Below are 26,320 nucleotides of genomic sequence, written 5' to 3'. Positions count from 1 at the left end.
CCCTAGCCGAGCAGCTCCGGCCGTTTCCATTCTGCGCCGTGCACGTGCTGGTCGAGGAACGCAAACACCGTCTCGTACCAGACCACGGCGTGCTGGGGTCCCAACACCCAGTGGTTCTCATCGGGAAAATAGAGGAACTTGTGCTGCGTGGTCCCGTCAGGCTGGGCGTGGTGCTCGGCCAGCTCCGACCACAGGCGCAGGCTCTCCCCGATTGGCACCCTGTAGTCGTGGTCGCCGTGGATCACGAGCATCGGTGTCACGATGTCCCGCACGCTGTGGTGCGGGGAGCTGTCGATCATTCCCTGCGCCGAGAAGATGCTCTGCCAATACTGCGAGTTATCGGTCGTGCCGTTGAACTGGTCGAGGGCCCACAGGCTCGCGTGGCTGATGATCGCCTGAAACCTGTCGGTGTGGCCGGCTACCCAGTTGGCCATGTATCCACCGAAGGAGCCGCCCATCGCGGCAGTCTTGCTCTCGTCGATGTCGGCCCGGGCCTCCGCGGCATCCGTTATGGCCAGCAGGTCGGTGTAGGGCTTGGCCCCCCAGGAGTCCCAGCCCCGCGCAATGAAGTCGAGCCCGTAGCCGGTGGACAGCGCCGGGTCGGGCAGCAGCACGGCGTAGCCGCGCGCCACAGCAAGCAGCGGGCTCCAGCGCCAGCTCCAGGCGTTCCAGCTGTTCAGCGGCCCGCCGTGAATCCACAGCAGCAGCGGCGCCGGCTGCTCGGCCGACGCCCCCTCCGGCAGCAGCAGCCAGGCGCGCACTCGTGTGCCGTCCTCGGCGACAGTCTCGACCTCGGTGATCGTGCCCGGTGCCACCGGAAGGGTCGCCGGGGTCTGCAGTGCGACGACGGCTCCGGAGCGAAAAATACGCACCGGATGCGCCGGGGCCATCCATGAGGAACGTAACGCTACAAGGTCGCCCGTTGCCACGTCCACTGCCACGTTCGAGTAGCTGAACTCGTCGGTCGTGATCTGCTCAACAACGGATCCGTCCACGGGCACGCGGAAAACCGGTCCACGACCGTCGTTGTCCGCTGTGACGATGAGCGCGGCGTCGTCAGCGTCAAAGGCCATGCTCGAGGGCCAGCGGTCCCACGCCGCCGCAAGCCGACGCCGGTTCGACCCGTCGATGCCAGCGATCCAGATTTCCTGGTCGGTGGGACCGGCGGGCGTGGAGAAGACGCTGCGAACATAAGCCACGTGCCTTCCGTCACGGCTGACCACGGGGGATTCGAAGTCGACCCTGTCCTCGGCCAGCAGCACGGTGTGCGTTCCGGTCGCAACGTCGATGGAGACGAGAACGTGCCGACCGGAGCGCTGTTCCTGCACCCGCAGGGAAGCAATCACCGTGCGTCCGTCCGGAGTGAGCGACTGGCCGCCGGTCTCGGCCGAGCGTCCCGGCATCGGAGTGAGGTCCGCGGGCCGCGGAAGATCCGTGGCGTACGGGGACGCGGTGTTCGGGGACGTGGCATCCGTTGCAACAGTGTCGTGTATCGGCACAGCATCGTGGAGCGCCGACAGCTCGAGCGCAAAGAGGTGCGGCTGCGCGGGCCCCAGGTCATGGTCCCAGAACCGCACAGGGTAGCTCTCATGCAGAATGGCGGCGACTTTCTTGTCTGTGCGCTCCCTGCGCAGCACGGCATCCGCTTCGAGATCGCCGGCGCTCACGAGAATGTCCGCCGCGATCACGACGGTGTCGGAGGCCGCGGCTGTGGCGGCGATATTCGACACGCCGCCCGCGAGCCGCGTCACGGCGCGAGCCTCACCGCCGGAGGCGGGCAGCAGCCAGAGCTGTGCGACCTCCGCGTCCTTCGGGGTGGTCGAGCTCTGTGCGGACGCGTCGGGCCTGGCCGACACGAACAGAACGTCCCCCGATCCGGTGAAAGCCACCCCCGACTCGCCCTTGGCGGATCGGGTCAGTCGAACCGGGCTCCCGGTGCCGTCCGCGGCCACCGACCACAGCGCCCGCTCGTACGTCGTGTGATCGCGAGCGAGGGTCGCAACCGTGAGGATGACCTGCCGTCCATCCGGTGACAGGGCGAGACCTTCCACGCGGGGCAGCGCTATGTAGGCGTCAAGACGGAAGAAAGGCGAGACCAGAGACTCTATTGTCATGCATTCAAAGGTAGCCCGTGCAGCTGCGTGCCCGCGAACCGAAGACTTCCTCAGCTACAGCTACAGCTACAGCTACAGCTACAGCTACAGCTACAGCTACAGCTACAGCTACAGCAGCCGGAGTCCGTTGCCGAGAATGACCACGCCGATCACAACGACGATGAGGTTGGTCACGGTGCGGCTATTCCGATTGATCCAGCTCTCACTGGCGACCAGCCAGGTCTCGGCCCGCTCCGGTGAGGCGATTGCCGCCACAATCGGCACCGACACCGTCGCGGACGCCAGGACGGCGAAGATGCCGAGCACGATCAGCGTCGATTCCGGCGAGAGCGAACCGACCCGAAGAGACAATCCGGCCGCGGCGCTGAGCAGCAGGGCCTTCGGGCGCACGTTGAGCCCCATCGCGAGCCCGAACGACGACCACGGGCCGAAGGAACCCACCCGGCGCAACCATCGGGGAATCCCTTCCGTGGGGTGGGCACGCCCGCGCCGCCAGCTGATCACTGCCAGGGCCACGAGAGCGAGCCCGATGAAGATCTGCACAAGGCCCAGAAGTGCTGAGCCGTGAGGTCCGCGCGTGCCCGGTGCGGGAAACGCTTGGGCTCCGAGCGTGAACACTCCGGCCATGGCGGCGATTCCCACCACCCAACCGATGAGGAACGGCACCGAAGAACGATCCCGGTTGGGAGACATCAGGATCAGGACCGTGGCCATGATGGGCACGGTGCTCAGGGCGATCGCGACTGCGATCGGGAGCAGTTGTCCGAGCGCCTGGAGCATGGCTCGAACCTAGTGCACCTGAGGCTCGCGGAATAGGGGCGTTAACGAGAGAAGGCCGGATCCTAGGATCCGGCCCTCTGAACTGTCTCAACCAGTCCTCGTTGATTACCGCTTACGTAATCTCCGTGTCCGAGATGGGAATTGAACCCACACGCCCTTAACGGGCACTGGCACCTCAAGCCAGCGCGTCTACCAATTCCGCCACCCGGACTGGGTGAAACGGCCTCCGTGTAAAACCGGCTGCCGAGGTAATAATCTAGCACGGATTCTGAGCTCGTTTGACCCACGCCACCGAGTGCACGTTGCAGGTAGCGTGAACACCATGGTTTCCCTCACGTCCAGCTCCCCGTCAGACTCCGACCTCGACCTAACGGCCGTTCTGGCTCGCGACCTGATCCGCCTCGACACCACCAACTACGGAGAGGGTCGATCCAACGGCGAAACGGATGCGGCGGAGTACGTGGCCGCGCATCTGCGCGGCCTGGGGCTGGCCCCTGAACTCATTGATTCCGAGCCGGGCCGCACGAGTGTGGTGGCCCGCGTGACAGGGCGCGACAGCAGCTGCAGTGCCCTCGTGGTGCACGGGCACCTCGACGTGGTGCCGGCCGATCCGGCCAACTGGAGCGTGGACCCGTTCGGTGGCGTCATCAAAGACGGCCTGCTCTGGGGCCGCGGCGCTGTGGACATGAAGAACATGGATGCCATGATTCTCGCGTCCCTCACCGACATCATCGGCAGCGGCGGCGCACCGGAACGCGACCTCGTGATCGCCTTCTTCGCCGACGAGGAGGCGGGGGGAGTGCTCGGCTCCGGTTACCTCGCTCGGGAGCGACCGGAGCTCTTCACGGGGGCCACGGAAGCCATCAGCGAGGTCGGCGGTTACTCAATCACCCTGGCCGGTAAGCGTGCCTACCTGCTGCAGACCGGGGAGAAGGCGCTCATCTGGGTGAAGCTCGTGGCGCGGGGGAGCGCCGGCCACGGTTCCCGCATCCACCACGACAATGCCATCACACGGCTGGCCGAGGCCGTGGCGAAGGTCGGACGTCGTGAGTGGCCCATCCGGCTCACCAACACGACCACCCAATTGCTCGCCGAGCTTGCCCGCATCCTAGACGTTGACCCGCAACGCGTCGGCCCCGACGAACTCGCCCTTGCCACGGGCACCGCCGCCGGTTTCATTCAGGCCAGCCTGCGCACGACGACGAACCCTACGGGCCTCGCCGCCGGGTACAAGCACAACGTGATCCCAGACACGGCCGAGGCGCTCATTGACATCCGTTCGCTCCCCGGTGAGGAAGACAGTGTTCTCGCCGAAATCGCCGACCTGGTGGGACCGGATATCGAGATCGTCATCATGCACCGCGACATCGGACTAGAGATCGAATTCGGCGGTCCGCTCGTCGATGCCGTCGTGGAGACCCTTGGCCGACATGACCCTGGCGCCCCTGTACTGCCCTATCTGCTCTCCGCCGGAACCGACAACAAGGCACTGAGCACACTGGGCATCAAGGGCTATGGCTTCGCGCCGCTCCGGCTCCCCTCCGATTTGGATTTTCCGGCGATGTTCCACGGCGTGGATGAAAGAGTGCCCCTGGACGCATTAGTGTTTGGCAGGCAGGTTTTGACGGATCTGCTCTCACGGTATTGATCGGCCCTCGGGCAACTCATCGGCCTTCGGGCACTCGACAGCGGAAGCGGCACGCGTGGACTTCATCAATGCGATCATCCTCGGCCTCGTCCAGGGACTGACCGAGTTTCTTCCGGTGTCATCTAGCGCACATATCTCGATCGTCGGCCAACTGCTGGGCACCGGCGAGGACCCTGGCGCACAATTCACGGCGATTACCCAGATCGGCACCGAACTCGCCGTCGTCATCTTCTTCTGGCACGACATCGTGCGCATCATCGGCCAGTGGTCGCGGTCACTCGTGGGCCGCGTACCCCGCACCGACCCTGACGCGCGCATGGGCTGGCTCATCATCCTCGGCTCTCTGCCGATCGTCGTGCTCGGCCTGCTCTTCCAGGACCAGATCGAGACCGTGCTGCGTTCGATGTGGATCACCGCAGCCATGCTCATCGGCTTCGGAATACTGCTCGGCATCGCGGACCACGTGGGTGCCAAGCGTCGCCGGTTGAATGACCTGACGGTCGGCGACGGCGTCATCTACGGATTCGCGCAGTCCCTCGCGTTGATTCCGGGCGTCTCACGCTCCGGCGGCACCATCACCTTCGGCCTGTTCATGGGGTACGAGCGCTCCGCCGCCGCCCGGTACGCGTTCCTCCTGGCCATCCCCGCTGTGTTCGGCAGCGGTTTCTATCAGGTGTACAAGTCGATCGCGGAACCCTGCCTCGCCGGTGCCACGAACTGCAAGCCCGAGATCTTCGGGCCGCTCGAGACGCTCGTCGCCACGGTTGTCGCCTTCGTGGTCGCCCTGTTCGTCATCAAGTTCTTCATGGGCTACATTTCGAAGCACAGCTTCCTCCCGTTCGTGATCTATCGCATCCTGCTCGGCACCGTGCTTCTCGTGCTGTTGGCAACGAACGTCATCTCCGCGTAGTTAGGCTGGTGGCATGCGTGCTTGGAAGCGACCAGTAATTCCGTCTGTCCCGGGTCGCGCAGGCGCACCCTGGCTGCATGACACCGCGACGGACGGTTTGGTCGAGGCCAGGCCGCGGGACGTCGCGCGGCTCTATGTCTGCGGAATCACACCGTACGACGCCACGCACCTCGGCCACGCTGCCACCTATCTGGCCTTCGACACCCTGCAGCGGGTCTGGCTGGATGCGGGGTTCCGCGTGCACTACGCCCAGAACGTCACGGATGTCGACGACCCGCTCCTCGAACGCGCCACCGCCACGGGAGTGGACTGGCGGGAGCTCGCCGAATCACAGGTGGAGCTCTTCCGAACCGACATGGAGGCTCTCGGCATCATTCCGCCGAACGACTACGTGGCAGTGACCGAGGTCATCGGCGAGGTCGCCGCCGCCGTCTCCCAGCTGCGGGACGCCGGCCTGGCCTACCCCGTGGAGACCCCTGACGCCGTCCCCGGAGCGGATGGCGTCATTGGCTCCGATCTGTACTTCGACATCGAAGCGGCCGAGTCTCAGACCGATTGGCGTCTCGGCGACGAAAGCAATCTCGATCGAAACACGATGCTCGCGCTGTTCGCCGAGCGTGGGGGAGACCCCGATCGTGCGGGCAAGCGTGATCCGCTCGATCCTCTGCTGTGGCGTGCCGCTCGCGCGGGGGAGCCACAGTGGGCCTCCAGAGTCGGTGCCGGACGCCCGGGCTGGCACATCGAGTGCTCGGTCATTGCGCTGAAGGAACTCGGCACTGACTTCACAGTTCAGGGCGGCGGCTCAGACCTCGTCTTCCCGCACCACGACATGAGTGCCGGCCACGCGGCCGCCCTATCGGGGCACCCGCTGGCCGGCGTCTACAGCCACACCGGAATGGTGGCCTACCAGGGCGAAAAAATGAGCAAGTCCCTCGGCAACCTCGTGCTCGTCTCGGGCCTGCGCAGCCAGGGAACCGACCCGCGTGCCATCCGCCTCGCCCTCCTGGCGCAGCACTACCGCACCAACTGGGCCTGGACGGAGCCGCTGCTGCACGCGGCAGAGCACCGCTTGGCCCGATACCGGGCTGCGTTCTCCGCGGCGACAGCGGAGGGCGCGGCGCCCACAGGGGTCGCCTCGGCTGCCTCGGTCGTCGAGCGAGTCAGGGAATGCCTGAACGACGACCTCGACACTCCAGCGACGCTCTCTGTGCTCGATTCCGCGGCCGACTCCGGCGTCGACGACCCGGCACTTGTGGCCCTGGCCATCAACGCCCTGCTGGGTGTGGACGTGCTCGCGACCTGATTCGGCCGTCGCCCGGCAGCCGGGCGGCTACTGTCGGGGGCCGTCAGGCCCCGTGCGGCCATCGGCGCGCCCGTCACGTCCGTCCCCGCGCTTGCGCAGGTACTTCTCAAACTCCTGGGCAATCGCCTCGCCGCTGGCCTCCGGCGAGTCCACGGTGTCGCGGGCCTGCTCGAGCTGGGCGATGTATGCGGCCATTTCCTCGTCTTCGGCCGCGAGAGTGTCGATGCCCGACTCCCACTCGGCGGCCTCTGTCACCAGGTTGCCACGGGGGATCACCACATCGATGACCTCTTCGAGCTTGTCGATCAGCGCCAGCATCGCCTTCGGCGACGGCGCGTTGTGCACGTAGTGGGGAACGGACGCCCAAATCGACAGCGTGGGAATCCCCGCGGTCTCTGACGCGTCGGAGAGAATGCTGAGAATCCCCACGGGGCCCTCATAGCTGCTGCGTTCGATTTGCAGCTCGCTGCGCACGAGGGCGTTGTCGCTCGAGACGAATATGGAAATCGGCCGGGTGTGCGGCACATCAGCGAGCATGGCGCCGAGAAAGACCACTCCGGTCACGTCAGCGGCAAGGGCGGCATCAAAAACCTCCGCCGCGAAACTCTTCCAGCTGCGTGACGGTTCTGTGCCGAGCAGCAGATAGATGTTCCCCGCATTCGTTCCGCTCACCCGAAGCTCCGCGTCTTCGGCGAGAGGAACGCTGGCCGCTCCCGGCGCTCTCGGTCCGAACATCGTCGCGCTCGGCCATTCGATCACGCGAAGTCCATCCTCGTTGGTGGAAATCGTCGGTCGGTTGAATTGGTAGTCAAAATACAGTTCAGGGTCGACGGTCATGATCTCGCGCATGTCGAGCAGGTCTTTGAGCGTGCGAACGGCCCCGGTGGCCGCTTCTCCAGCGTCGTTCCAGCCCTCGAACGCCACGACCAAGAGCCGTCCGCCTAGAAACCCATTACCGTCTGTCACCGTGCATAACCTCGATCTCGGGGTGCGCCGTTCGGTTCACCTTCAGTCAAGGATAGGCCGTGCCCTCTACACTTGGACTCCGTGAATGTGTTCCAGAAAGATTCCCCCCTGCCCGCCGCCGTACTCTGGGACATGGACGGCACTCTCGTCGACACCGAGCCCTACTGGATGCGTGCCGAAACCGAGCTCGTCGCGTCGTATGGCGGCGTGTGGACGCACGACGATTGCATGCTCCTGGTGGGTTCCGGCCTGTGGAATTCGGCGAGCATCCTGCAAGGCAGAGGCGTCGACATGGAAGCCGACGCCATCGTGCAGTGGCTGACGGATCGCGTGCAGGAACAGCTGGCCGAGCACGGAATTCCCTGGCGGCCCGGTTCCCGCGAACTGCTGGCCGAGCTCAAAGACGCCGGCATTCCCACCGCTCTGGTGACAATGTCCGTGAAGCGCATGGCGCGCCAAATCGTCGAACTGATCGACTTCCCTGCCTTCGACCTCATCATCGCCGGAGACATGGTCACCAACAGCAAACCGCACCCCGAGCCGTATCTCACCGCGGCAGCCACACTCGGCGTAGACCCGGCGCACTGCGTCGCGATCGAGGACTCAACCCCCGGAGTCACGAGTGCCGTGGCAGCGGGAACCATTACCGTTGCCGTTCCCCACCAGATCGACCTGCCCGAGAGCGCCGCCTACACGCGTTGGTCGACTCTCGACGGGCGCACCCTTGAGCACGTCTCCGAGCTGTATCGGGAGCGCTTGTCCCGGATCGACCTGGATCTCCTGTCCGAATTTTCCATCACCACGAGAACGCAGTAGCCACATGAGTAATATCGGCACCAGCACCGCAAACAACAGCCAGGTCCCACAGAACAGCGGCCCGTTCCGCGCGGGCGACCGCGTGCAACTAACCGGTCCCAAGGGACGGATGAACACCATTGCCCTGATTCCAGGCCAAGGCTTCCACACACACCGCGGCATCTTGGCGCATGACGACATCATCGGGCAGCCCGATGGCTCCGTCGTCACGAACAACGTCGGCGTCGAGCACCTCGCCCTCCGCCCGCTGCTGAGCGACTTCGTCATGTCGATGCCCCGCGGCGCCGCGATCATCTACCCGAAAGACGCCGCGCAGATCCTCGCACAGGCCGATATCTTTCCGGGAGCGACCGTCGTCGAGGCCGGCGTCGGGTCCGGCGCTCTATCCCTCTGGCTGTTGCGTGCTATCGGATCGGCCGGGCGCCTGGCCTCGTTCGAGCGCCGCGAAGAGTTTGCCGACGTCGCCCGCGACAACGTGGCGACATTCCTGGGTTCCGACCCCGAGAACTGGACGATCACTCTCGGGGACCTCGCGGAAACCCTCCCGGACGTGATGCCCGCGCACAGCGTCGATCGAGTCGTGCTCGACATGCTCGCGCCCTGGGAATGCCTCGGCGTCGTGTCCGATGCCCTCAAGCCCGGGGGAGTGGTGCTCTGCTACGTTGCGACAGTCACGCAGCTCTCCCGCGTGGCCGAGGCCATCCGCGGAACGGGCCTCTACACGAACCCGGATTCCAACGAGACGATGATCCGAGGCTGGCACGTGGAGGGACTCGCCGTGCGCCCCGACCACCGCATGATCGGGCACACCGGTTTTCTGATCACGGCACGTCGTCTGGCCCCCGACACCATCCTCCCCGAGCTGAAACGCCGCCCATCGAAGACGGACTTCGACGACGCGGACGTGGAAGCCTGGACTCCTGGCGCGCTCGGAGAACGCAACGTCAGTTCGAAGAGCATGCGCAAGCGCGCCAGGGCCGCCAGCACGAGCGCGGGCCTGTCCAAAGCCCGCGACCTCGAGCCCCCGGTAGAATAGTCTTCTGCCCGCCCACCCGGCATTTTCCCGCCGCCCGAACCGTGGCACCCCCAAACTGAAAGAGGACTTGTGCGCAAAGCATCCGCGCTGATTCTGACCGCCGGACTACTCGTTGCATCCTTGACGGGCTGCAGCGCTCCGGGAACCGAGGCGGCGAACTGTGAGCCGACTCTGCAGCCAGGTACGGCCTCGGACCTGGTCTCAGTGACCGGAGATTTCGGCGCCGTCCCTGTCGTTGATTTTCCTAACCCGCTGAAGGCCGCAACATCGCAGCTCGCCGAAGTCATCCCGGGCACGGGCGCACCCGTCGTCAGTGGACAAAAGGTCAAGATTGATCTCAGCGTGTACAACGGCACGACCGGAGAGGTCGTGACCGAGTCGGCCTACAACGAGACCTCGGCGTCGGGTGCCGTCGTCAATGGCCCGGGAATCAAGGGCCTCACCGAAGCTCTCTCCTGTGCGCAGGTCGGATCCCGCCTCGCCGTGGTGGTGCCTCCTGCGGACGCCTTCGGTGCTGAGGGCAACGCCGACGCCGGTATCGCCGCGACCGACACGATCGTCCTCGTGATCGACGTCGTCAAGTCCTACCTGACCCGCGCTGACGGCGCGGACCAGCCTGCCGAGAACGGGCTTCCCGCCGTCGTGTTGGCGGAAGACGGTACGCCCGGCATCACGATTCCGTCGGGCACACCGCCCGCAGAGCTGCAGGTCGGCGTGCTGAAGAAGGGCACCGGCGCAGAAGTTCAGGAGGGCGATCCTGTCACGATTGCATACTCCGGACTGGTGTGGGGCGAAAAGACGACCTTCGAGTCCACCTGGGAATCCGGGATCCCGACCGAAGTGGTCGCGATCGACGGCTCCCAGACCCAGGGCGGTCTGATCCCCGGCTTCGCGAAGGCCCTGATCGGCCAGACCGTCGGGTCACAGCTCGTTGCCGTGATTCCCCCCGACCTGGCCTATGGGGAGCAGGGCGCCACCACGATCCCGCCCGGGTCCACTCTGGTATACGTCGTTGACATCCTTGGAGTGAACTAGGCGCGAGCTGACGTATGTTCACTCACGCCGGGAGGGGCGGCACGTGCGCGATAGAATCGCACATGTGCCGCCCCTTTCCGATGAGCCCTCCGCAGCTGATGAACCCTCCGCAGCACCCGTCGAGATTCCAAGAGCAGACGCCACGGCCGCGCGGCGTTCCGTCACCGTTGAGGAACGTCTCTTCAGCCTCGTTCTTGCGCTCGTCGCCACGGAGATAGGCCTGACCAAGGGAGAGATCCTCGCCACCGTGCAGGGCTACCGGCAGCGCTACTCCAGGGACGCAACTAACGCGAGCCTGGAGCGTCAGTTCGAGCGGGACAAAGACGACATTCGGGAACTCGGCATCCCGCTCGACGTGATCGAGCCGCCGGACGATCCCGGCAGTAACCACAACCTCCGTTACCGCATCCCGAAGGGACTGTATGACCTGCCCGCAGACGTGGTCTTTTCCTCCGACGAGATCATGCTGTTGAAGTTGGCGGCCACGGTCTGGCGCGAGGGCTCACTCTCCGCCGATTCCCGGCGGGCTCTCACGAAACTCGATTCGCTCGGTGTCGACTCGAGCGATCCGGTTCTGGGCTATGCCCCACTGCTCCGATCCCGGGAAGCGTCCTTTGATCCGCTCAACAAGGCAATGGACCGCGGTGTCGTCGTGTCGTTCGCGTACCTGAAACCGGGGGAGACACAGTCGCGCCGCCGCCGTGTTGCGCCGCGTGCCATTGTGCTTCACGAGGGGCGGTGGCACCTGTTCGCCACGGATCTGGTCGCCGATGCGCCTCGAACCTTCCTGCTGTCCCGCATCGTCGGCCCGGTCGTTCCGGTTCCGGGTGCAACGTTTGAACGCGACACCGTAGACCCAGCCCAGGAAGCGCTGAACGGGCTGGATGCGCTTTTGCATAGCCAGGTTGCCGTGCTCGCGGTCGTGGCGGGCAGCGACGCAGAGGTCAGACTCGGCAAGCGGGGCAGGAAGGATGCGGGTCAGGAGTCCCAGGATGCTCAGGCGTCCCAGGATGCTCAGGCGTCCCAGGATGCTCATGGGGCCACTGTGGCCCTGCATTACACCGATCTCACCATTCTTGCCGACGAACTGGCCGGTTTCGGCCCTGAGGTCATCGTGCTCTCACCTCCCGAGCTGCGCGCCGCCGTCCTCGTACGGCTCCGTACGGTTCACGACGCACACCACGACAACCCGTGAGCGCCCGCGAACCGCGATTGGCCGCGGACAAGCTGACGTTTCTGCTCGCACTCGTGCCCTACCTGATCGACCACGACAATGTCGCCGTTGATGACGTGGCGGGCAGATTCGGGGTGTCGGCCGAGCACGTGCGATCGGCCGTTCGGCTGATCGCCGTATCGGGTATCCCCGGCGAGACGAGCCAATACCTGCACGGCGACCTATTCGACATCCACTGGGATGAATTCGAAGACAACGACCGCATCGTGCTTACGCACCAGGTGGCCATCGACGACTCGCCGAGGTTTTCGGCGCGTGAGGCGGCCGCGCTGATCGCGGGGTTGCAATATCTGTCCGCGCTGCCGGAGAACGCCGATCGCGACGCCATAGCCTCCCTGATGGCGAAGCTCACCAGGGGAGCATCCGCGACCCCGAGCCAGCTGCGAGTGTCGAGCCGGGAGTCCCCGACAACGATCGGGGTCATCCAGGCCGCCGTGCAGGCGAACGTGCAGCTTGAATTCGCCTATCTGAACTCCCGCGGCGACCAGGTGAGTCGCCGTGTCGACCCCCTGCGCGTCGAGTCCGTGGATCGGGACTGGTATCTGCGTGGCTGGTGCCACCTGCGTGGGGCTGTTCGCACCTTCCGGCTGGACCGCATCAGCGACCTCACGGTGACGGCCGAACCTGCCGGGTCCCGAGACAGCGACACACAGCTCGCTGAGGCGCTTTTCGTGCCGTCCCTCGACGACCTGGAGATCGTGCTCGAACTCCCCGAAGCTGCCCTCGCCCTGATTACCGACTACCGCCCGGAGAACATTCACAGCGCGCACATTCACAGCGCGCAGCACCCGCAGAGCACGGCATCCCTCGGCCGCGTTCGGGCGACCCTGCGCGTGGCCCACCACCACGCGCTCAAGCGATTGGTCACCGGGCTCGCCGGCGTCGTGACCGTGGTGGAGCCGCCAGAGGCGCGACGCATCGTGGCGGAGTGGGCGGCCGCCGGTGCCGCACCGTACGAGGAGGACTGAACCGTGCCGTGGTGGTCATGGATTGTCGTGTGGGGGCTGCTGGCGACCCTGCTCGTGGCAACGCTCGCCGGCCTGGGCTTCATGCTCTTTCGCAAGGCCATGCGCACGGCGCACGCGCTCGACGCGCTCGGTCGTCAGCTCGCCGCTGTAGACATCGACGGCGACGATAGGGGCGGTGACGGCAGGGGCGGTGCTGCTCTGCCCGCCTTCAGGTCGGCTGTGCTGCAGGATCCGACACCGCTGCGGTTTGCGGCGGAGATGCACACGAGCAATCGTCGACACCGCAGACAGGTACGTCGCGACGAATTGATCGCCCAAGGTAAACTATTTACACACGCACAAATGATCCAGAGGACACTACCTCATGCTCGGTAATGCATTCAGCGGATGGCACCTGGTGATCATCCTTTTCATCGTTCTGTTACTTTTTGGCGCACCGAAACTCCCCGGTCTCGCCCGCAGCCTCGGCCAGTCGATGAAGATCTTCAAGACCGAAATCAAGGGCGACAAGGGTGACGACACCGCCGACGGGAACCCCAAGACTGACGGTCCCGTCGATCCAGCGGCCAAGCCCTAGAGCAATGGCGGTTCGGGGCCGTCGGGGCGGCGCGAAAGAGGGAAAGATGTCGCTCGGTCAGCACCTGATCGAGCTGCGCAAGCGACTCTTCCTTGCCGCCGCCGGCATCCTCGTCGGTGCGGTCATCGGGTGGTTCCAGGCGGATTTCGTTCTGGACCAGCTCCGGGCACCGATCACCCAGATCATGCTGGCCCAAGACCGAAACGCGCAGATCAATTACCCCGACATGACCTCGGCGTTCGATCTGCAGCTCAAGATCGCCTTCTATGTCGGTCTCGTGATTTCGAGTCCCGTGTGGCTGTACCAGATTTTCGCCTTCCTCGTGCCCGGCCTGACCCGCAAGGAAAAGGCGTACACGTTTGGCTTCTTCTTTTCGGCCATCCCCCTGTTCCTTGCGGGATGCGCGGCGGGATGGTTCGTGCTCCCCAACGTGGTCGAACTGCTCACGAGTTTCGCACCGGCCGAAGACGCGGCGCTGATCAACGCGATCAGCTACTTCGACTTCGTGCTCAAACTGGTCCTGGCTATCGGCATCGCTTTCGTGCTGCCAGTGTTCATCGTTCTGCTGAATTTTGCTGGCGTGATCAGTGCGTCCTCCATCATCAAGTCATGGCGAATAGCCATTCTCGTCATCGTGCTGTTCACGGCCATCGCCACCCCGGCCGCCGACGTCGTATCGATGTTCATGCTCGCCATCCCCATGGTGGTCCTCTACTTCGCAGCCTGGGGAATCACCTGGCTGCATGATCGCCGTGCCGCCAAACGAGCTCGTTCCCTCGAACAGGAACTGGCGCTTTAGGATCCCCGTGACCCACACCAAATCTCCTGCCGAGCGCTACTCGGAGTCCCGCAAACGCGTTTCCCAGCCGGTCCTGCAGGCATTTCGCACGGCGCAGCGTTTCGACCTCGATCCATTCCAGATCGAGGCGTGCGCGTCGATTGAGGCCGGAAACAGTGTGCTGGTGGCGGCCCCCACCGGAGCAGGCAAGACCATCGTCGCCGAATTCGCGATCTTCCTCGCGATGCAGGACCCCACCAAGAAGGTCTTCTACACGGCGCCGATGAAGGCGCTCAGTAATCAGAAATTCCAGGAGTTTGTCGCCGAGTATGGTGCGGAGCAGGTGGGCCTTCTCACCGGTGACACGAACGTGAACGCCCAGGCTCGCATCGTGGTGATGACCACTGAGGTCCTGCGGAACATGCTCTACGCCGACTCGGGTCTGCTCAAGAACCTCGCTTTTGTCGTGATGGACGAGGTGCACTACCTGGCCGATCGCTTCCGCGGTGCTGTGTGGGAAGAGGTCATCATCCACCTGCCCCAGTCCGTTCGCATGGTGTCCCTGAGTGCCACCGTGTCGAACGCCGAGGAATTCGGGGATTGGCTGCAGGCCGTCCGTGGAGAGACCGATGTCATCGTCTCGGAGGAGCGCCCCGTCCCCCTCGAGCAGCATGTGCTGGTCAAGAACAACATGCTTGACCTTTTCGATGCCGCCGGTCTCGTGGGAACGCACAAGGTCAACCCTGAGCTCGTGCGCCTCTCGCACGCCGGGACACGAGCTGCCGGGCGTGGCAACACCCGAAGCGGCGATGATCGGCGGTCGGACTACCGCGGTCGCACCCAGCAACGGCCGGCATTCGTGCCGATGCGGACCGACGCGGGGCGCATGGACCGCGCTGAAATCGTGCGGATGCTTGAGGGCAAGCATCTGCTACCGGCGATCTTCTTCATTTTCAGCCGAGTCGGCTGCGATCAGGCGGTGCGCCAGGTCCTCCGCGCCGGAGTGCGCCTCACCACGGAACAGGAACGTGACGAGATCCGCGGTATCGTGGACGACCGCTGCCGCACCCTGCTGGACGAAGACCTCGGCGTGCTGGGGTATTTCGACTGGCTCGACGGACTCGAGCGCGGCGTCGCCGCGCATCACGCCGGCCTCCTTCCCGCCTTTAAAGAGGTCGTCGAGGAGCTCTTCCAGAGGAAGCTCGTCAAAGCCGTCTTCGCCACCGAGACGCTCGCGCTCGGCATCAACATGCCCGCCCGCACCGTTGTGCTCGACAAACTAGAGAAATTCAACGGCGAGGCGCGAGTTCCGATCACCCCGGGGGAGTACACCCAGCTCACCGGGCGCGCCGGGCGCCGCGGCATCGACACCCTCGGTCACTCCGTCATCCAGTGGCAGCAGGGCCTCGACCCGCAGGCGGTGGCCTCGCTCGCCTCCAAGCGCACCTACCCACTCAACTCGAGCTTCAAACCCACCTACAACATGGCCGTCAACCTCATCGATCAGTTCGGTCGGGATCGCACGCGCGCGGTGCTCGAGTCGTCTTTCGCCCAGTTTCAGGCGGATCGGTCTGTCGTCGACCTGGCGCGGACAGTGCGTCAGCAGGAGCTGTCCCTGGCCGGCTTCCAGCAATCCATGACCTGCCATCTCGGAGACTTTGCCGATTACACCACCATTCGCCGTCGGCTATCGGAACGAGAACGCGAGGCGTCCAAGAGCGATACGTCGCTTCGAGGAGAACGCGACAGGCGTCAGCGCGAGATCGCGAACCTGCGCAAGGTGATGCGCGCCCACGCCTGCCACCACTGTCCCGAGCGGGAACAGCACGCCCGGTGGGCAGAGCGCTGGTGGCATCTCTCACAGCAAACGGATGCCATCAGTCGCCAGATCAGCGCCCGCACCGGAGCCATCGCCCGAGTCTTTGACCGCGTGACAGACGTGCTGCTCGGCTACGGGTACCTCTCCCAGAACGAGAACGGACGCGTGGAGCTGAGCGAGAGCGGGCGGATCCTGCGCCGCATCTACGCCGAGCGGGACCTGCTCGTTGCCGAGTCCCTGCGTCGCGGACTCTGGAACGATCTCGACCCCGCGAGCCTCGCGGCCATGGCCTGCGCTCTCGTCTTCGAGCCGCGCCGCGAAGAGGGACTGCTTGACGCGCGATACCTTCCCCGCGGGGCCTTCCGACCGGCATTCGATGAGACGACAGACCTCTGGAGCCGCATCGACGACCTAGAGCGCGACAACAAGCTGCCCGGCAGTAAGCCGCTATCAGTGGGGCTGAGCCTCGCGATGTGGAAGTGGGCGCGCGGGGCCAGCCTCGGCGACGTGCTGCTCGAGGCCGAGATGGCCGCCGGCGACTTCGTGCGTTGGACCAAGCAAACCATCGACCTGCTCGACCAGCTCTCTGTCGTGGCCGACGGCCCGGTGGGCCGCAGCGCTCGCCAGGCCATGGACGCGGTTCGTCGCGGCATCGTGGCCTACTCCTCGGTGTCCTGAGTGCGCGCCCCGACGGCCCCGCGCGAGCGCGCCCTCGCCCTCCCCCTCTGGGCGGCCCTCGTGATCGCGGGTTTCGCCGGAGCTATTCTCGACGCCAGCTTCCCCGACCGGGACTGGTGGGTCCTGGCTCCGGTCGGTGTCGGGCTCATGTTTGTGGCGTTGCTCGGTCGAGGGCCCTGGACGGGCCTGCTCGTGGGGTTCGTGGCCGGGTTGTCATTCTGGTTGATTCACATCTCTTGGATCACGCTGTACCTTGGCCCGGTGCCGTGGATCGCGTTGGGTGGGCTGCAGAGCATCTTCTTCGCCGTTGGCCTGTCCCTCACGGCCGTTGTTCTACGGACAGGTCCGCTGCTCTGGCGCTCACGCCTCGGGCGGCTGGGCCTCGTTCCCGTCGTCGTGGCGGGCCTGTGGACGGCGCGGGAAGCCATCTCCGCAGTCTGGCCCTACGGTGGGTTCGCGTGGGGCCGCGTGGCGCTGTCCCAATCGGAGGGACCTTTCGGATCGCTCGCGGCATGGGTGGGTTTCTCGGGCCTCAGCTTCCTCATCGTCTGGGTGAGCGCCCTCGTCGTGCAGTTGCTTCGGGAGACCGACCTCGGCGGCCTGGCACGCGCCACCGTCGCAGTCGCAGCCGTTGTCGGGTTGCTTGTCGTTCCAGCGTTCACCATCGTGCAGAGCGGCACGACGCGACTCGCCGCCGTTCAGGGCGCGTCCGACGCCGGGCTGAACGCGGTCTATAGGCCCGGACAGATCTTGAGTGACCACACCTCGGCCACCCTGCCGCTGATCGGGCAGGAGCCCGTGGACTTCGTGGTGTGGCCGGAGAACGCGAGCGACATCGACCCCCTACGAAATCCCGAGGCGGCGAAGGTCCTCGACTACATCAGCCGTGAGATGAACGCCCCGGTGCTGGCCGGCACCATCACCTATCAGGATGAAACGTATTACAACAGTTCGCTGCTGTGGGAAGAGGGGGAGGGCGCTGTCGACATCTACGACAAGGTGCATCCCGTGCCCTTCGCTGAGTACATGCCGAACCGGGCGTTCTGGCGTCCGTTCGCACCGGACCTGATCGACATGATCGGCCGGGACTACGGCATTGGAACCCGCGACAACATCTTCGACATCAACGGTGTGCTCGCCGGCATCGCCATCTGCTTCGACATCGCCGACGACCAGCTCATTCACGACATGATCAACGACGACGCCGAGATCATTCTGGGCCAGACGAACAACGCAGACTTCGGCTACACCGACGAGAGCGTGCAGCAACTCGCCATCGCACGCCTCCGGGCCGTTGAAGCCGGGCGCACTGTCGTCAACATCTCCACCGTCGGCACGAGTGCCATCATCACCCCCGATGGCGAGACGCTCGACAGCCTGCCCACGTGGACGCCGGGAGCCATGGTGCAGACCGTGCCGCTGAGCGCCACGATCACCCCGGCCATGGCGCTCGGTCGCGGAATCGAATGGCTCGTCGCCGGGCTAGGCCTCGCCGGGTTCGTGCTGTGTGCCGCCGCCGGCCGAAAAAAATTGCACAAAACAAGGCGGTTCCGGAGCTAAGCTCCTGAACCGCCTTGTTGGCCTGAATAGCCTCGTCGGGGGGAAACGAGACCGCTAGGTCAGGCTCCGATCTTCTGCTGTCCACGGCGCTCGCGCAGAACAGTGAGACGCTCCTGCAGGAGTTCCTCCAGTTCCGCACGGGTGCGACGCTCCAGCAACATGTCCCAGTGGCTCCTGGCGACCTTCTCGCCGGAGTGATCCACGATCACCGGCGTCGAATCGACGAGGCGGGTAGCCACGCGGGAGCAGTACTTGCACTCCCACTCATCGGGGGCTTCCGCGTCGGCGGAAAAAATCATGACCGTTTCCTTGGAGCAGGTCGCACACCGATAGGTGTGGCTTACTCGTGCGGAAAAGGTGACGCCCTCTTCACTCTGAAGGCTCTGTGCGCCCAATCTCATGCCACGCAAACTGCGGTCAGCCATTGTGTGGTCTCCTCTCGCGATGCAATCACATTTATCGCGATGCATACCCAGTTGTAAACCATTAAGCTGAGCGTTACCTTTCCGCAACCCCCGTTTTGGGGGGCAACTCTCAGGTTCGACGGGAAATCAGTGCCGTCGCGAGATCCGTGCGGTCTGTGATCAGGCCGTCCACTCCCCAGGCGAGCAGGCGTTCCATCGCCGCCAGCTCATTCACCGTCCACACGTGAACCTCCACGCCTGCCGAATGCATGGCGCGAACAAAACGCGGGGTGACAATGCGCAGCGCACCCGACTTCTCCGGCACCTGAACGACCGCGAGACCGGCGAGGGCATGGCGCAGAACCCCGCGGGGAGCGAGAGTCGCCGCCAGAACGGCCTTCAACACGCCCGCGGACGAAGCGGATGACGCGACTCCAGGCAGAAGCTCGACCGCGCGCCGGCGCCGACTTTCCGAAAAAGACGTGATCAGTACCCGCGGAGTGGCACGGGCCGCCACAATGGCCTGGACGGTGGGCGTGACAGCGGCGTCAGCCTTGATGTCGATGTTGAACAGCGCCTCCGGAAAAGCATCGAGGGCCTCCGCGAGTGAGGGCACGAATTGGCCGCTGCCCAGCCGCACGTGCTTGAGCTCCGTGACGGTGAGCTGGTCGATACGCACGTCTCGTCCGAGTCGGGCCAGGTCGGGGCCGTGGCTGATTACAGCGACCCCGTCGAGGCTCGCGTGCACATCCGTTTCCAGGTGCGTTGCCCCGGCGGATAGCGCCGTCAGGAACGCGAGCAGGGTATTCTCCGGCGCGTTGGTTGCCAGCCCCCTATGCGCGAGAACCCTGATACCCGGCTTCGCCAGAAAAACAGAATGGGGCACGTCGAACATCGGTTAGCCCTGCGGGGGAGCGGGGCTCGCCGGGGTGGATCCGTCGGCCCCCTTGCTGCCGAAGGCCCTGCCGATACCCTTCATGGCCTCGGTGAGTTCGCTGGGCACGATCCAGAGCTTGTTCGCGCTTCCCTCGGCGAGTTTGGGAAGCGTGAGCAGGTACTGATACGCCAGCAACTTCGGGTCGGGGTCACCCTCGTGGATGGCCTTGAAGACCGTCGTGATGGCCTCGGCCTCACCCTGCGCACGGAGCACCGCGGCCTTGGCATATCCCTCGGCCTCCAGGATGGAGGCCTGTCGGGCACCCTCGGCCGTCAGGATCGCGGATTGCTTGGTTCCCTCAGCGGTCAGGATGAGCGCGCGGCGGTCACGCTCGGCGCGCATCTGCTTCTCCATCGAGTCCTGAATGGAAATGGGCGGGTCGATCGCCTTGAGTTCCACGCGCCCCACGCGGATACCCCACTTGCCGGTGGCCTCGTCGAGCACGATGCGCAGCTGGCCGTTGATGTTGTCCCGGCTGGTGAGCGCTTCTTCCAGATTCAGCCCGCCGACCACATTTCGGAGGGTCGTGGTCGTGAGCTGCTCGACGGCGCCGAGGTAGTTGTTGATCTCGTAGGTTGCGGCTCGCGCGTCCGTCACCTGGAAGTACACGACGGTGTCGATGGAAACCACCAGATTGTCCTCGGTGATGACCGGCTGCGGGGGAAAGGACACCACCTGTTCACGCATGTCGATGAGCGGGCGTAGGCGATCGATGAACGGTATCAGCAGGTTCAGGCCCGGCATGAGGGTCTTGTGGTAGCGGCCGAGCCGCTCCACGACACCGGCGCTCGCCTGCGGAATGATGCGAATGGATTTGGCCAGGGTCACGATGACGGTGACGATGAGCGCCACGATCACGATGATCACGATCACCTGGGTGATGATCGATGCCGAGTCGGTCATGAAGCATTCCTTTCAGCGGGGGTGACCACGGCGGTCGCCCCGTCTATTGCGATGACGACAACCCGTTCCCCGGGCTCGATCACGTGTTGCGGCACGGTGGGGGACAGCCGGGCCGTCCAGGTCTCGCCGTTGGCGAGCCTGACGAGCCCGCCCGCCCCTTCGACGGACTTCACGACGCTGCCGCCGAGGCCGACCAGGGCGTCCACATTGGACTTCGTCGGGTCGCCGCCGCGTTTGAGAGCGCGCAGCAGCGGAGGCTTAATCCCGAGCAGCAGCACGAGTGCGAGCAGGGCAGCAATCACAAGCTGCAGCCACCAAGGCGCACCGAGCAATCCTGCCACCAGCCCGCCGAGACTGCCGAGGGCGATCATCAGGAACGTGAGCTCGAGCGTCATCATTTCTATGGTGACGAAGAGCAGAATTAGCACCAGCCAAACGATCCACGCATAATCTGCGATGAACGTGTCCATTGGGCCCCTTCCGACAGGTTCTACCCTTCAAACTAGCAGGTAGGAGGCAGGTTTTGGCTGTGCAGTTGCTAGTCTGAAAGACGAGCGGGTTGCCAAAGCGCCCCGCCCCGCCACCATCTGAGGAGCATGCGTGTCCAATCCACTTGCAGCAGGATCACTTGACGGCAAGCGTGTACTTGTCACTGGATCGTCCAGAGGTATCGGTGCCGACACGGTCGGCTACTTCGCCGAAGCGGGCGCCCGCGTTGTCATCAACTTCCGCAACAAGGAGGCGAGGGCGAACAAGCTGGCCGCCTCCATCGGCGCTGCCGGCGGACAAGCGATCACGGCCGGCGCTGACCTCACGGATCCCGACTCGGTCGCCGCGATGTTCGAAACCATCCGTTCCGAGTACGGGGGACTCGACATCCTCGTGATGAATGCCTCCGGCGGCATGGAGAGCGGCATGGCCGCGGACTACGCCACGCTGCTCAACCGCGATGCCCAGGTCAACCTGCTCGCCTCGGCTCTTCCCCTGCTGGGAGAAGGCTCGCGGGTTGTGTACGTCACGAGCCACCAGGCGCACTTCATCGCAACCACCCCCACGATGCCGGAGTATGAGCCGGTAGCCCGCAGCAAGCGTGCCGGGGAAGACGCCCTCCGGGCCATGATTCCGCAGCTCGATAAGGCTGGAGTCGGTTTCGTCGTCGTGTCCGGCGACATGATTGAAGGAACGATCACAGCCACCCTGCTCGAACGATCGAACCCGGGTGCACTCGGCCTCCGGAAAGAAGCCGCGGGGCGCCTGTACAACGTGAGCGAGTTCGCCGCGGAGATCGTTCAGGCCGCCGTCGAGCCCGTACCCGAGAACAACACGCGTTACGTCGGCGACGTCACCGGTTTCGTCGCCCTGTAATCGTGAAAGCCCAGGATATTGCGCTGCTGCGATCCGTTTCCCGCCCGACGATCCACCCGGACGCCTCACGTGCCGTCGTGTCGGTGCAGCGGGCCGACCTCGATGCCGACGACTATATCGGCCAGCTCTGGTCCGTCGCCCTGGAAGGGGAGCCGCAGCCTCGACGTGTGACCCGTGGCCACAGCGACTCCCAGCCGAGGTTCTCGCCCGATGGCGCACTCCTCGGTTTTCTGCGCAGAAGTCCGGGCGGTCGAGGCCAGCTGTACGTGGTCGATGCCGCGGGCGGCGAACCCGTGCAGGTGACGACAGCGGCACTCGGGGTAAGCGACTTCCGGTGGCGCCCCGGCACACACGACCTGGTGTTCCTCGCGAGGGTGCCCGAACCGGGGCGGTACGGCACGGTCGCTGGCCTCACCTTCGAAGCGGAACCGGCCCGTCGCATCCTGACGCGGCGCTACCGAGCAAACGGGGTCGGCTACACCGTCGACCGGCGTGCACATGTGTTCCTTGTGGCTGCTCCGGATGTGTGGGCAGAGCCGCACGCGGCGGCCGCACCGAGCATCGATGCTGCCTCGTCTGGTGCGTCGGCAGCTGACCATACATCGGTCCCCGACGCTCGCCGGATCAGCTCGGGCGATTACGACCATGCGGGGCTTGCCCTGTCAGCGGACGGTCTCAGCGTTCTGACGGTGTCAGCTCGCCACGCACGCCGCGATAGGGACCTGTGCGCGGAGATCTGGCGACTGTCGTTGGATTCGGCGGGGGACTGCGCGCTCGTGCTCAGTGCCGAAGCGCAGTTGGCCGTCTCCGCCCTGGAATGGGCGACCGCGGACAGCGTGGTATTTTTGGCCTCCGATGTGGGGAAGAGCGGCCGAGATTTTGTTGCCAGGAACACCTCCGCCTACAGCGTCGGCACCTCAGCGGGATCCGAACCTCGGCGGCTCACCGACCCGGAAGCGATCGACCTCGACCCCAGCGGTGGCCTGAGCGTCACCCCGGCCGGGGTGGTCCTCGCACACAACACGGTACGTGGACGCGTGGAGATCGTGGGCATCGACCCCGACCGCGTCGGCGACGGCGCTGTGACCAACCTCCTCCACGGCTCCCACGTGGCGACTGCCCATGATGTGCTCGGTGAGACCGTGGTCGTCGCTGTTCAGCACGCCGGGTCGTGGGGAGAGCTGATGCTCGCGGGACCGCGGCCGAGACTCCTGACAGATTTTTCCGCTTCGATCAGGGAATCCGGTATTTGTCATCCGGTAGAGACTGTGGTCACTGCGGGGGACGGCTATCCAGTGCACGGCTGGATTCTCGCGCCGGAAGGTCCCGGCCCTCATCCGGTGCTGCTGAATATCCACGGGGGACCGTTCGCGCAGTACACCGTGGCCCTCCTCGACGAGGCGCAGATCTATGTGGAGGCCGGGTATGCCGTCGTGATGTGCAATCCTCGTGGGTCCGCTGGCTATGGTCAGGCACACGGCCGGGTGATTCGCCAAGCCATGGGCACGGTTGATATGACCGACGTGCTGGAGTTTCTTGACGGGGCGCTCGCGTCGTCGGATGCCTTGGATTCAGCTCGGGTGGGCATCATGGGTGGCTCCTACGGCGGCTACCTCACGGCCTGGATCATCGCTCACGACCATCGTTTTGCCGCGTCCATCGTGGAGCGTGGATTCCTTGACCCTGAAGCCTTCGTCGGCACCTCAGACATTGGCGATTTCTTCGGCGAAGAATATGTCGGTACCGACCGGGAACTGGTCGTGAGCCAGAGTCCGCAGGCAGTGGTCGATGAGGTAACCACGCCCACGCTCGTGCTGCACTCCGAGCAGGACTATCGCTGTCCGCTGTCCCAGGGCGAACGCTACTATGCGGCGCTCACCCAGGCCGGTGTCCCCGCCGAACTCGTGATCTTCCCGGGGGAGAACCATGAGCTGAGTCGTAGCGGGCGCCCGCGTCACCGCGTGCAGCGCAGTGAGATCATTCTCGACTGGTGGGCGCGACACCTGCCCACGACCCGGAACGCAGAAATCAACGCAGGGAAGGAACCACGATGAGCACGCGGCCCGGAGCCGACAGCCACGACGTGATTCGCGTGCAGGGCGCACGCGAGAACAACCTGAAGGACATCAGCGTCGAGATCCCGAAGCGACGTCTCACGGTGTTCACGGGTGTCTCAGGCTCCGGCAAGAGCTCGCTCGTCTTTGGCGCTATCGCCGCGGAGTCGCAGCGGATGATCAATGAGACGTACAGCACGTTCGTGCAGGGCTTTATGCCGACACTGTCACGCCCGGACGTCGACGTGCTGAGCGGCCTGACGACAGCGATCATCGTGGACCAGGAGCGGATGGGCGCCAATGCGCGCTCCACCGTCGGCACGGCCACCGACGCAAACGCGATGCTCCGCATCCTCTTCAGCCGGCTCGGCGAGCCTCACATCGGCTCGCCACAGGCGTATTCCTTCAACGTGGCGTCGATGAGCGGTGCCGGCGCTGTGTCCATCCAACGCGGGGGAGAGACCGTCAAGGAGCGGCGCAGCTTCAGCATCACCGGTGGGATGTGCCCCCGCTGCGAGGGTCGAGGGTCTGTCACGGACTTCGACCTGACGGCACTGTATGACGACTCCAAGTCCCTCAACGAGGGCGCGTTGAGCATCCCCGGCTATTCCACGGAGGGCTGGTATGCCCGCATTTTTCGGGGCTGCGGCTGGTTCGACCCGGACAAGCCCATTCGGGAATTCTCGAAGAACGAGCTGCACGATCTGCTGCACAAGGAATCGACCAAGATCAAGGTCGAGGGGATCAACCTGACGTATCTGGGCCTGATCCCGCAGATGCAGAAGTCCTTCCTGTCCAAAGACGTCGACGCGCTTCAGCCGCACATCCGTGCCTTCGTGGATCGGGCAGTTATCTTCACCACCTGTCCAGATTGTGACGGGACACGGCTGAACGAGGGAGCCCGATCTTCGAAGGTTGGGGGAATCAGCATCGCCGACGCCTGCGCGATGCAGATCAGCGACCTGGCCGGCTGGGTCACGGGACTGCACGACCCCTCCGTCGCGCCGCTTCTCGGAGCGCTGCGGGACACCCTCAACTCCTTCGTGGAGATCGGGTTGGGGTATCTCTCACTCGACAGGTCGTCAGGCACGCTCTCGGGCGGGGAATCGCAACGCACCAAGATGATCCGCCACCTTGGTTCGTCCCTGACCGACGTCACGTACGTTTTCGATGAGCCCTCCATCGGGTTGCATCCGCACGATATCCAACGCATGAACACCCTCTTGCTTCAGTTGCGGGACAAGGGCAACACAGTACTCGTCGTCGAGCATAAGCCGGAGATGATCGTGATCGCCGACCACGCCGTCGACCTCGGTCCTGGCGCCGGCTCCGACGGGGGCGAGGTCGTCTTCCAGGGCAGCGTGGACGGGCTGCGATCCAGCGGCACGCTCACCGGACGACACCTGGACGACAGGGCCGTGGTGAAACCGTCGGTACGATCGCACTCGGGCGTCCTCGAGGTGCGCGGTGCTGACGCGCACAATCTGCAGAACGTCGACGTGGACATCCCGCTCGGGGTGCTGACTGTGCTCACCGGTGTGGCCGGGTCAGGCAAGAGCTCCCTGATCACGGGATCCGTCTCCGGCAGGGAAGGAATCGTGACCGTGGACCAGGGCGCGATCAAGGGATCCCGACGCAGCAACCCCGCCACCTACACCGGCATGCTCGACCCGATTCGCAAGGCATTCGCCAAGGCGAACGGGGTGAAACCTGCGCTCTTCAGTTCCAACTCAGAGGGCGCGTGCCCCAACTGCAACGGTGCGGGAGTGATCTATACCGACCTGGGAATCATGGCCGGTGTGGCAACGGTGTGTGAGGTGTGCGAGGGGAAGCGCTTCGACGCATCCGTGCTCGAGTTTCATTTGGGCGGCCGTGACATCAGCGAGGTACTCGCAATGTCAGTGACGCAGGCCGAGGAGTTCTTCGGTACGGGGGAGGCACGTGTGCCTGCGGCTCACACCATACTTGGCCGGCTCGTCGACGTGGGGCTCGGTTACGTCAGCCTCGGTCAGCCGCTGCCGACGCTCTCCGGCGGCGAACGCCAGAGGCTGAAACTCGCCGTGAACATGGCGGAAAAGGGTGAAGTCTACGTGCTCGATGAGCCGACAGCCGGCCTACACCTCGCGGACGTGGAGAATCTGCTCGGCCTGCTCGACCGCCTCGTCGACTCCGGCAAGTCCGTGATAGTGATCGAACATCACCAGGCCGTCATGGCCCATGCCGACTGGATCATCGACCTGGGACCCGGCGCCGGCCACGACGGAGGCCGGATCGTCTTCGAAGGAACGCCCGCAGACCTCGTGCGCTCACAATCCACGCTCACCGGAGAGCACCTTGCCGCGTACGTGGGCGCCTGACGCACACGACAGACGTAGCCAACAGACGTAGCCAACCGACGCAGGCGAGTCCAGTCACACGGCTGCAATCGCCTGTGT

General features: G+C 64.9%; 23 protein-coding genes and 1 tRNA gene. 15 read left to right on the top strand and 9 right to left on the bottom strand.

The features are described from left to right. Positions 1–2 precede the first annotated feature (2 nt). From BJ997_RS08710 to BJ997_RS08700, 3 genes are all read right to left on the bottom strand, one after another. Complete coding sequence (locus BJ997_RS08710) at positions 3–2,114, bottom strand: S9 family peptidase (protein WP_035837397.1); 2,112 nt, start codon at positions 2,112–2,114, stop codon at positions 3–5. 108 nt (positions 2,115–2,222) lie between these two features. Beyond that, positions 2,223–2,894, bottom strand: coding sequence for a GAP family protein (locus BJ997_RS08705; RefSeq protein ID WP_035837395.1), 672 nt, complete (start codon positions 2,892–2,894; stop codon positions 2,223–2,225). Between the two features lie 126 nt (positions 2,895–3,020). Further along, positions 3,021–3,105 (bottom strand) — tRNA-Leu (locus tag BJ997_RS08700). Between the two features lie 111 nt (positions 3,106–3,216). Between BJ997_RS08700 and BJ997_RS08695 the strand changes: the two genes are divergently transcribed. Genes BJ997_RS08695 through mshC form a run of 3 tightly spaced genes read left to right on the top strand, consistent with a single transcriptional unit; the run spans position 3,217 to position 6,755 of the window. Further along, a complete protein-coding gene (locus BJ997_RS08695) occupies positions 3,217–4,542 on the top strand; it encodes a M20/M25/M40 family metallo-hydrolase (protein WP_035837393.1) in 1,326 nt (441 codons plus the stop codon). A 55-nt stretch (positions 4,543–4,597) separates the two neighbouring features. Continuing rightward, positions 4,598–5,452: an undecaprenyl-diphosphate phosphatase gene (locus tag BJ997_RS08690; protein ID WP_035837391.1), complete on the top strand. Its 855-nt coding sequence runs from the start codon at positions 4,598–4,600 to the stop codon at positions 5,450–5,452. Positions 5,453–5,465: 13 nt separating this feature from the next. Beyond that, complete coding sequence (gene mshC, locus BJ997_RS08685; RefSeq protein ID WP_035837390.1) at positions 5,466–6,755, top strand: cysteine--1-D-myo-inosityl 2-amino-2-deoxy-alpha-D-glucopyranoside ligase; 1,290 nt, start codon at positions 5,466–5,468, stop codon at positions 6,753–6,755. Between the two features lie 27 nt (positions 6,756–6,782). Here the strand turns inward: mshC and BJ997_RS08680 are convergent, their stop codons facing one another. Then, positions 6,783–7,721 (bottom strand): proteasome assembly chaperone family protein, encoded by a 939-nt coding sequence (locus tag BJ997_RS08680; RefSeq protein ID WP_035837388.1) that lies wholly within the window; start codon positions 7,719–7,721, stop codon positions 6,783–6,785. Between the two features lie 81 nt (positions 7,722–7,802). Here BJ997_RS08680 and BJ997_RS08675 point away from each other — a divergent pair, with 81 nt between their 5' ends. The 5 genes from BJ997_RS08675 (at position 7,803) to BJ997_RS08655 (ending at position 12,810) form a co-directional block, all read left to right on the top strand. Further along, a complete protein-coding gene (locus tag BJ997_RS08675) occupies positions 7,803–8,537 on the top strand; it encodes an HAD family hydrolase (protein WP_035837405.1) in 735 nt (244 codons plus the stop codon). Positions 8,538–8,541: 4 nt separating this feature from the next. Then, complete coding sequence (locus BJ997_RS08670; protein WP_035837386.1) at positions 8,542–9,573, top strand: tRNA (adenine-N1)-methyltransferase; 1,032 nt, start codon at positions 8,542–8,544, stop codon at positions 9,571–9,573. A gap of 69 nt (positions 9,574–9,642) precedes the next feature. After that, on the top strand, positions 9,643–10,608 hold the full coding sequence (locus tag BJ997_RS08665) for an FKBP-type peptidyl-prolyl cis-trans isomerase (RefSeq protein WP_035837385.1): 966 nt from the start codon (positions 9,643–9,645) through the stop codon (positions 10,606–10,608). Positions 10,609–10,672: 64 nt separating this feature from the next. Further along, positions 10,673–11,803, top strand: coding sequence for a helix-turn-helix transcriptional regulator (locus BJ997_RS21925; protein ID WP_236629038.1), 1,131 nt, complete (start codon positions 10,673–10,675; stop codon positions 11,801–11,803). Continuing rightward, the gene (locus tag BJ997_RS08655; protein WP_183323377.1) at positions 11,800–12,810 is read left to right on the top strand and encodes a WYL domain-containing protein; all 1,011 of its coding nucleotides are present in this window, start codon (positions 11,800–11,802) and stop codon (positions 12,808–12,810) included. Before BJ997_RS21925 ends, BJ997_RS08655 begins: the two co-directional genes overlap by 4 nt. 15 nt (positions 12,811–12,825) lie before the next feature. Here BJ997_RS08655 and BJ997_RS08650 read toward each other — a convergent pair whose 3' ends face one another. Further along, positions 12,826–13,128: a hypothetical protein gene (locus BJ997_RS08650; RefSeq protein WP_152602244.1), complete on the bottom strand. Its 303-nt coding sequence runs from the start codon at positions 13,126–13,128 to the stop codon at positions 12,826–12,828. Positions 13,129–13,174: 46 nt separating this feature from the next. Here BJ997_RS08650 and BJ997_RS08645 point away from each other — a divergent pair, with 46 nt between their 5' ends. Genes BJ997_RS08645 through lnt form a run of 4 tightly spaced genes read left to right on the top strand, consistent with a single transcriptional unit; the run spans position 13,175 to position 18,222 of the window. After that, a complete protein-coding gene (locus BJ997_RS08645; RefSeq protein ID WP_035837380.1) occupies positions 13,175–13,387 on the top strand; it encodes a Sec-independent protein translocase subunit TatA in 213 nt (70 codons plus the stop codon). Positions 13,388–13,433: 46 nt separating this feature from the next. After that, a complete protein-coding gene (gene tatC, locus BJ997_RS08640; RefSeq protein ID WP_035837378.1) occupies positions 13,434–14,186 on the top strand; it encodes a twin-arginine translocase subunit TatC in 753 nt (250 codons plus the stop codon). A 7-nt stretch (positions 14,187–14,193) separates the two neighbouring features. Beyond that, positions 14,194–16,662, top strand: a complete 2,469-nt coding sequence (locus tag BJ997_RS08635; RefSeq protein WP_035837376.1) for a DEAD/DEAH box helicase — start codon at positions 14,194–14,196, stop codon at positions 16,660–16,662. Further along, complete coding sequence (gene lnt / locus BJ997_RS08630; RefSeq protein ID WP_035837375.1) at positions 16,663–18,222, top strand: apolipoprotein N-acyltransferase; 1,560 nt, start codon at positions 16,663–16,665, stop codon at positions 18,220–18,222. It begins immediately after the preceding gene. Between the two features lie 59 nt (positions 18,223–18,281). Here the strand turns inward: lnt and BJ997_RS08625 are convergent, their stop codons facing one another. The 4 genes from BJ997_RS08625 to BJ997_RS08610 all read right to left on the bottom strand — a co-directional run bounded on the left by BJ997_RS08625 (position 18,282) and on the right by BJ997_RS08610 (position 20,936). Then, positions 18,282–18,647, bottom strand: coding sequence for an RNA polymerase-binding protein RbpA (locus tag BJ997_RS08625; RefSeq protein ID WP_035837373.1), 366 nt, complete (start codon positions 18,645–18,647; stop codon positions 18,282–18,284). A gap of 109 nt (positions 18,648–18,756) precedes the next feature. Then, positions 18,757–19,512: a glycerophosphodiester phosphodiesterase family protein gene (locus BJ997_RS08620; RefSeq protein ID WP_338080923.1), complete on the bottom strand. Its 756-nt coding sequence runs from the start codon at positions 19,510–19,512 to the stop codon at positions 18,757–18,759. 12 nt (positions 19,513–19,524) lie between these two features. Further along, a complete protein-coding gene (locus tag BJ997_RS08615) occupies positions 19,525–20,466 on the bottom strand; it encodes an SPFH domain-containing protein (RefSeq protein WP_035837095.1) in 942 nt (313 codons plus the stop codon). Continuing rightward, on the bottom strand, positions 20,463–20,936 hold the full coding sequence (locus BJ997_RS08610; protein ID WP_035837096.1) for an NfeD family protein: 474 nt from the start codon (positions 20,934–20,936) through the stop codon (positions 20,463–20,465). Before BJ997_RS08610 ends, BJ997_RS08615 begins: the two co-directional genes overlap by 4 nt. 130 nt (positions 20,937–21,066) lie before the next feature. Here BJ997_RS08610 and BJ997_RS08605 point away from each other — a divergent pair, with 130 nt between their 5' ends. Genes BJ997_RS08605 through BJ997_RS08595 form a run of 3 tightly spaced genes read left to right on the top strand, consistent with a single transcriptional unit; the run spans position 21,067 to position 26,242 of the window. Beyond that, positions 21,067–21,831: an SDR family oxidoreductase gene (locus tag BJ997_RS08605; RefSeq protein WP_035837097.1), complete on the top strand. Its 765-nt coding sequence runs from the start codon at positions 21,067–21,069 to the stop codon at positions 21,829–21,831. Positions 21,832–21,833: 2 nt separating this feature from the next. After that, entirely contained in the window at positions 21,834–23,885 is a 2,052-nt protein-coding gene (locus tag BJ997_RS08600; RefSeq protein WP_035837098.1) for a S9 family peptidase, read from the top strand. Then, on the top strand, positions 23,882–26,242 hold the full coding sequence (locus BJ997_RS08595) for an ATP-binding cassette domain-containing protein (protein ID WP_035837099.1): 2,361 nt from the start codon (positions 23,882–23,884) through the stop codon (positions 26,240–26,242). Before BJ997_RS08600 ends, BJ997_RS08595 begins: the two co-directional genes overlap by 4 nt. Positions 26,243–26,320: the final 78 nt, after the last annotated feature.

The organism is Cryobacterium roopkundense, assembly GCF_014200405.1.
In the GTDB taxonomy this organism is placed as follows: Bacteria; Actinomycetota; Actinomycetes; order Actinomycetales; family Microbacteriaceae; genus Cryobacterium; species Cryobacterium roopkundense.
The sequence above is the reverse complement of the archived record's forward strand: the minus strand, read 5'-3'. Positions and strand labels throughout refer to the sequence as shown.

Bases quoted from the DNA above. Each gene is read 5' to 3' on its own strand.
- BJ997_RS08710 (WP_035837397.1), bottom strand. From the start codon at position 2,114: ATGACAATAGAGTCTCTGGTCTCGCCTTTCTTCCGTCTTGACGCCTAC.
- BJ997_RS08705 (WP_035837395.1), bottom strand. From the start codon at position 2,894: ATGCTCCAGGCGCTCGGACAACTGCTCCCGATCGCAGTCGCGATCGCC.
- BJ997_RS08695 (WP_035837393.1), top strand. From the start codon at position 3,217: ATGGTTTCCCTCACGTCCAGCTCCCCGTCAGACTCCGACCTCGACCTA.
- mshC (WP_035837390.1), top strand. From the start codon at position 5,466: ATGCGTGCTTGGAAGCGACCAGTAATTCCGTCTGTCCCGGGTCGCGCA.
- BJ997_RS08670 (WP_035837386.1), top strand. From the start codon at position 8,542: ATGAGTAATATCGGCACCAGCACCGCAAACAACAGCCAGGTCCCACAG.
- BJ997_RS08645 (WP_035837380.1), top strand. From the start codon at position 13,175: ATGCTCGGTAATGCATTCAGCGGATGGCACCTGGTGATCATCCTTTTC.
- tatC (WP_035837378.1), top strand. From the start codon at position 13,434: ATGTCGCTCGGTCAGCACCTGATCGAGCTGCGCAAGCGACTCTTCCTT.
- BJ997_RS08625 (WP_035837373.1), bottom strand. From the start codon at position 18,647: ATGGCTGACCGCAGTTTGCGTGGCATGAGATTGGGCGCACAGAGCCTT.
- BJ997_RS08615 (WP_035837095.1), bottom strand. From the start codon at position 20,466: ATGACCGACTCGGCATCGATCATCACCCAGGTGATCGTGATCATCGTG.
- BJ997_RS08610 (WP_035837096.1), bottom strand. From the start codon at position 20,936: ATGGACACGTTCATCGCAGATTATGCGTGGATCGTTTGGCTGGTGCTA.
- BJ997_RS08595 (WP_035837099.1), top strand. From the start codon at position 23,882: ATGAGCACGCGGCCCGGAGCCGACAGCCACGACGTGATTCGCGTGCAG.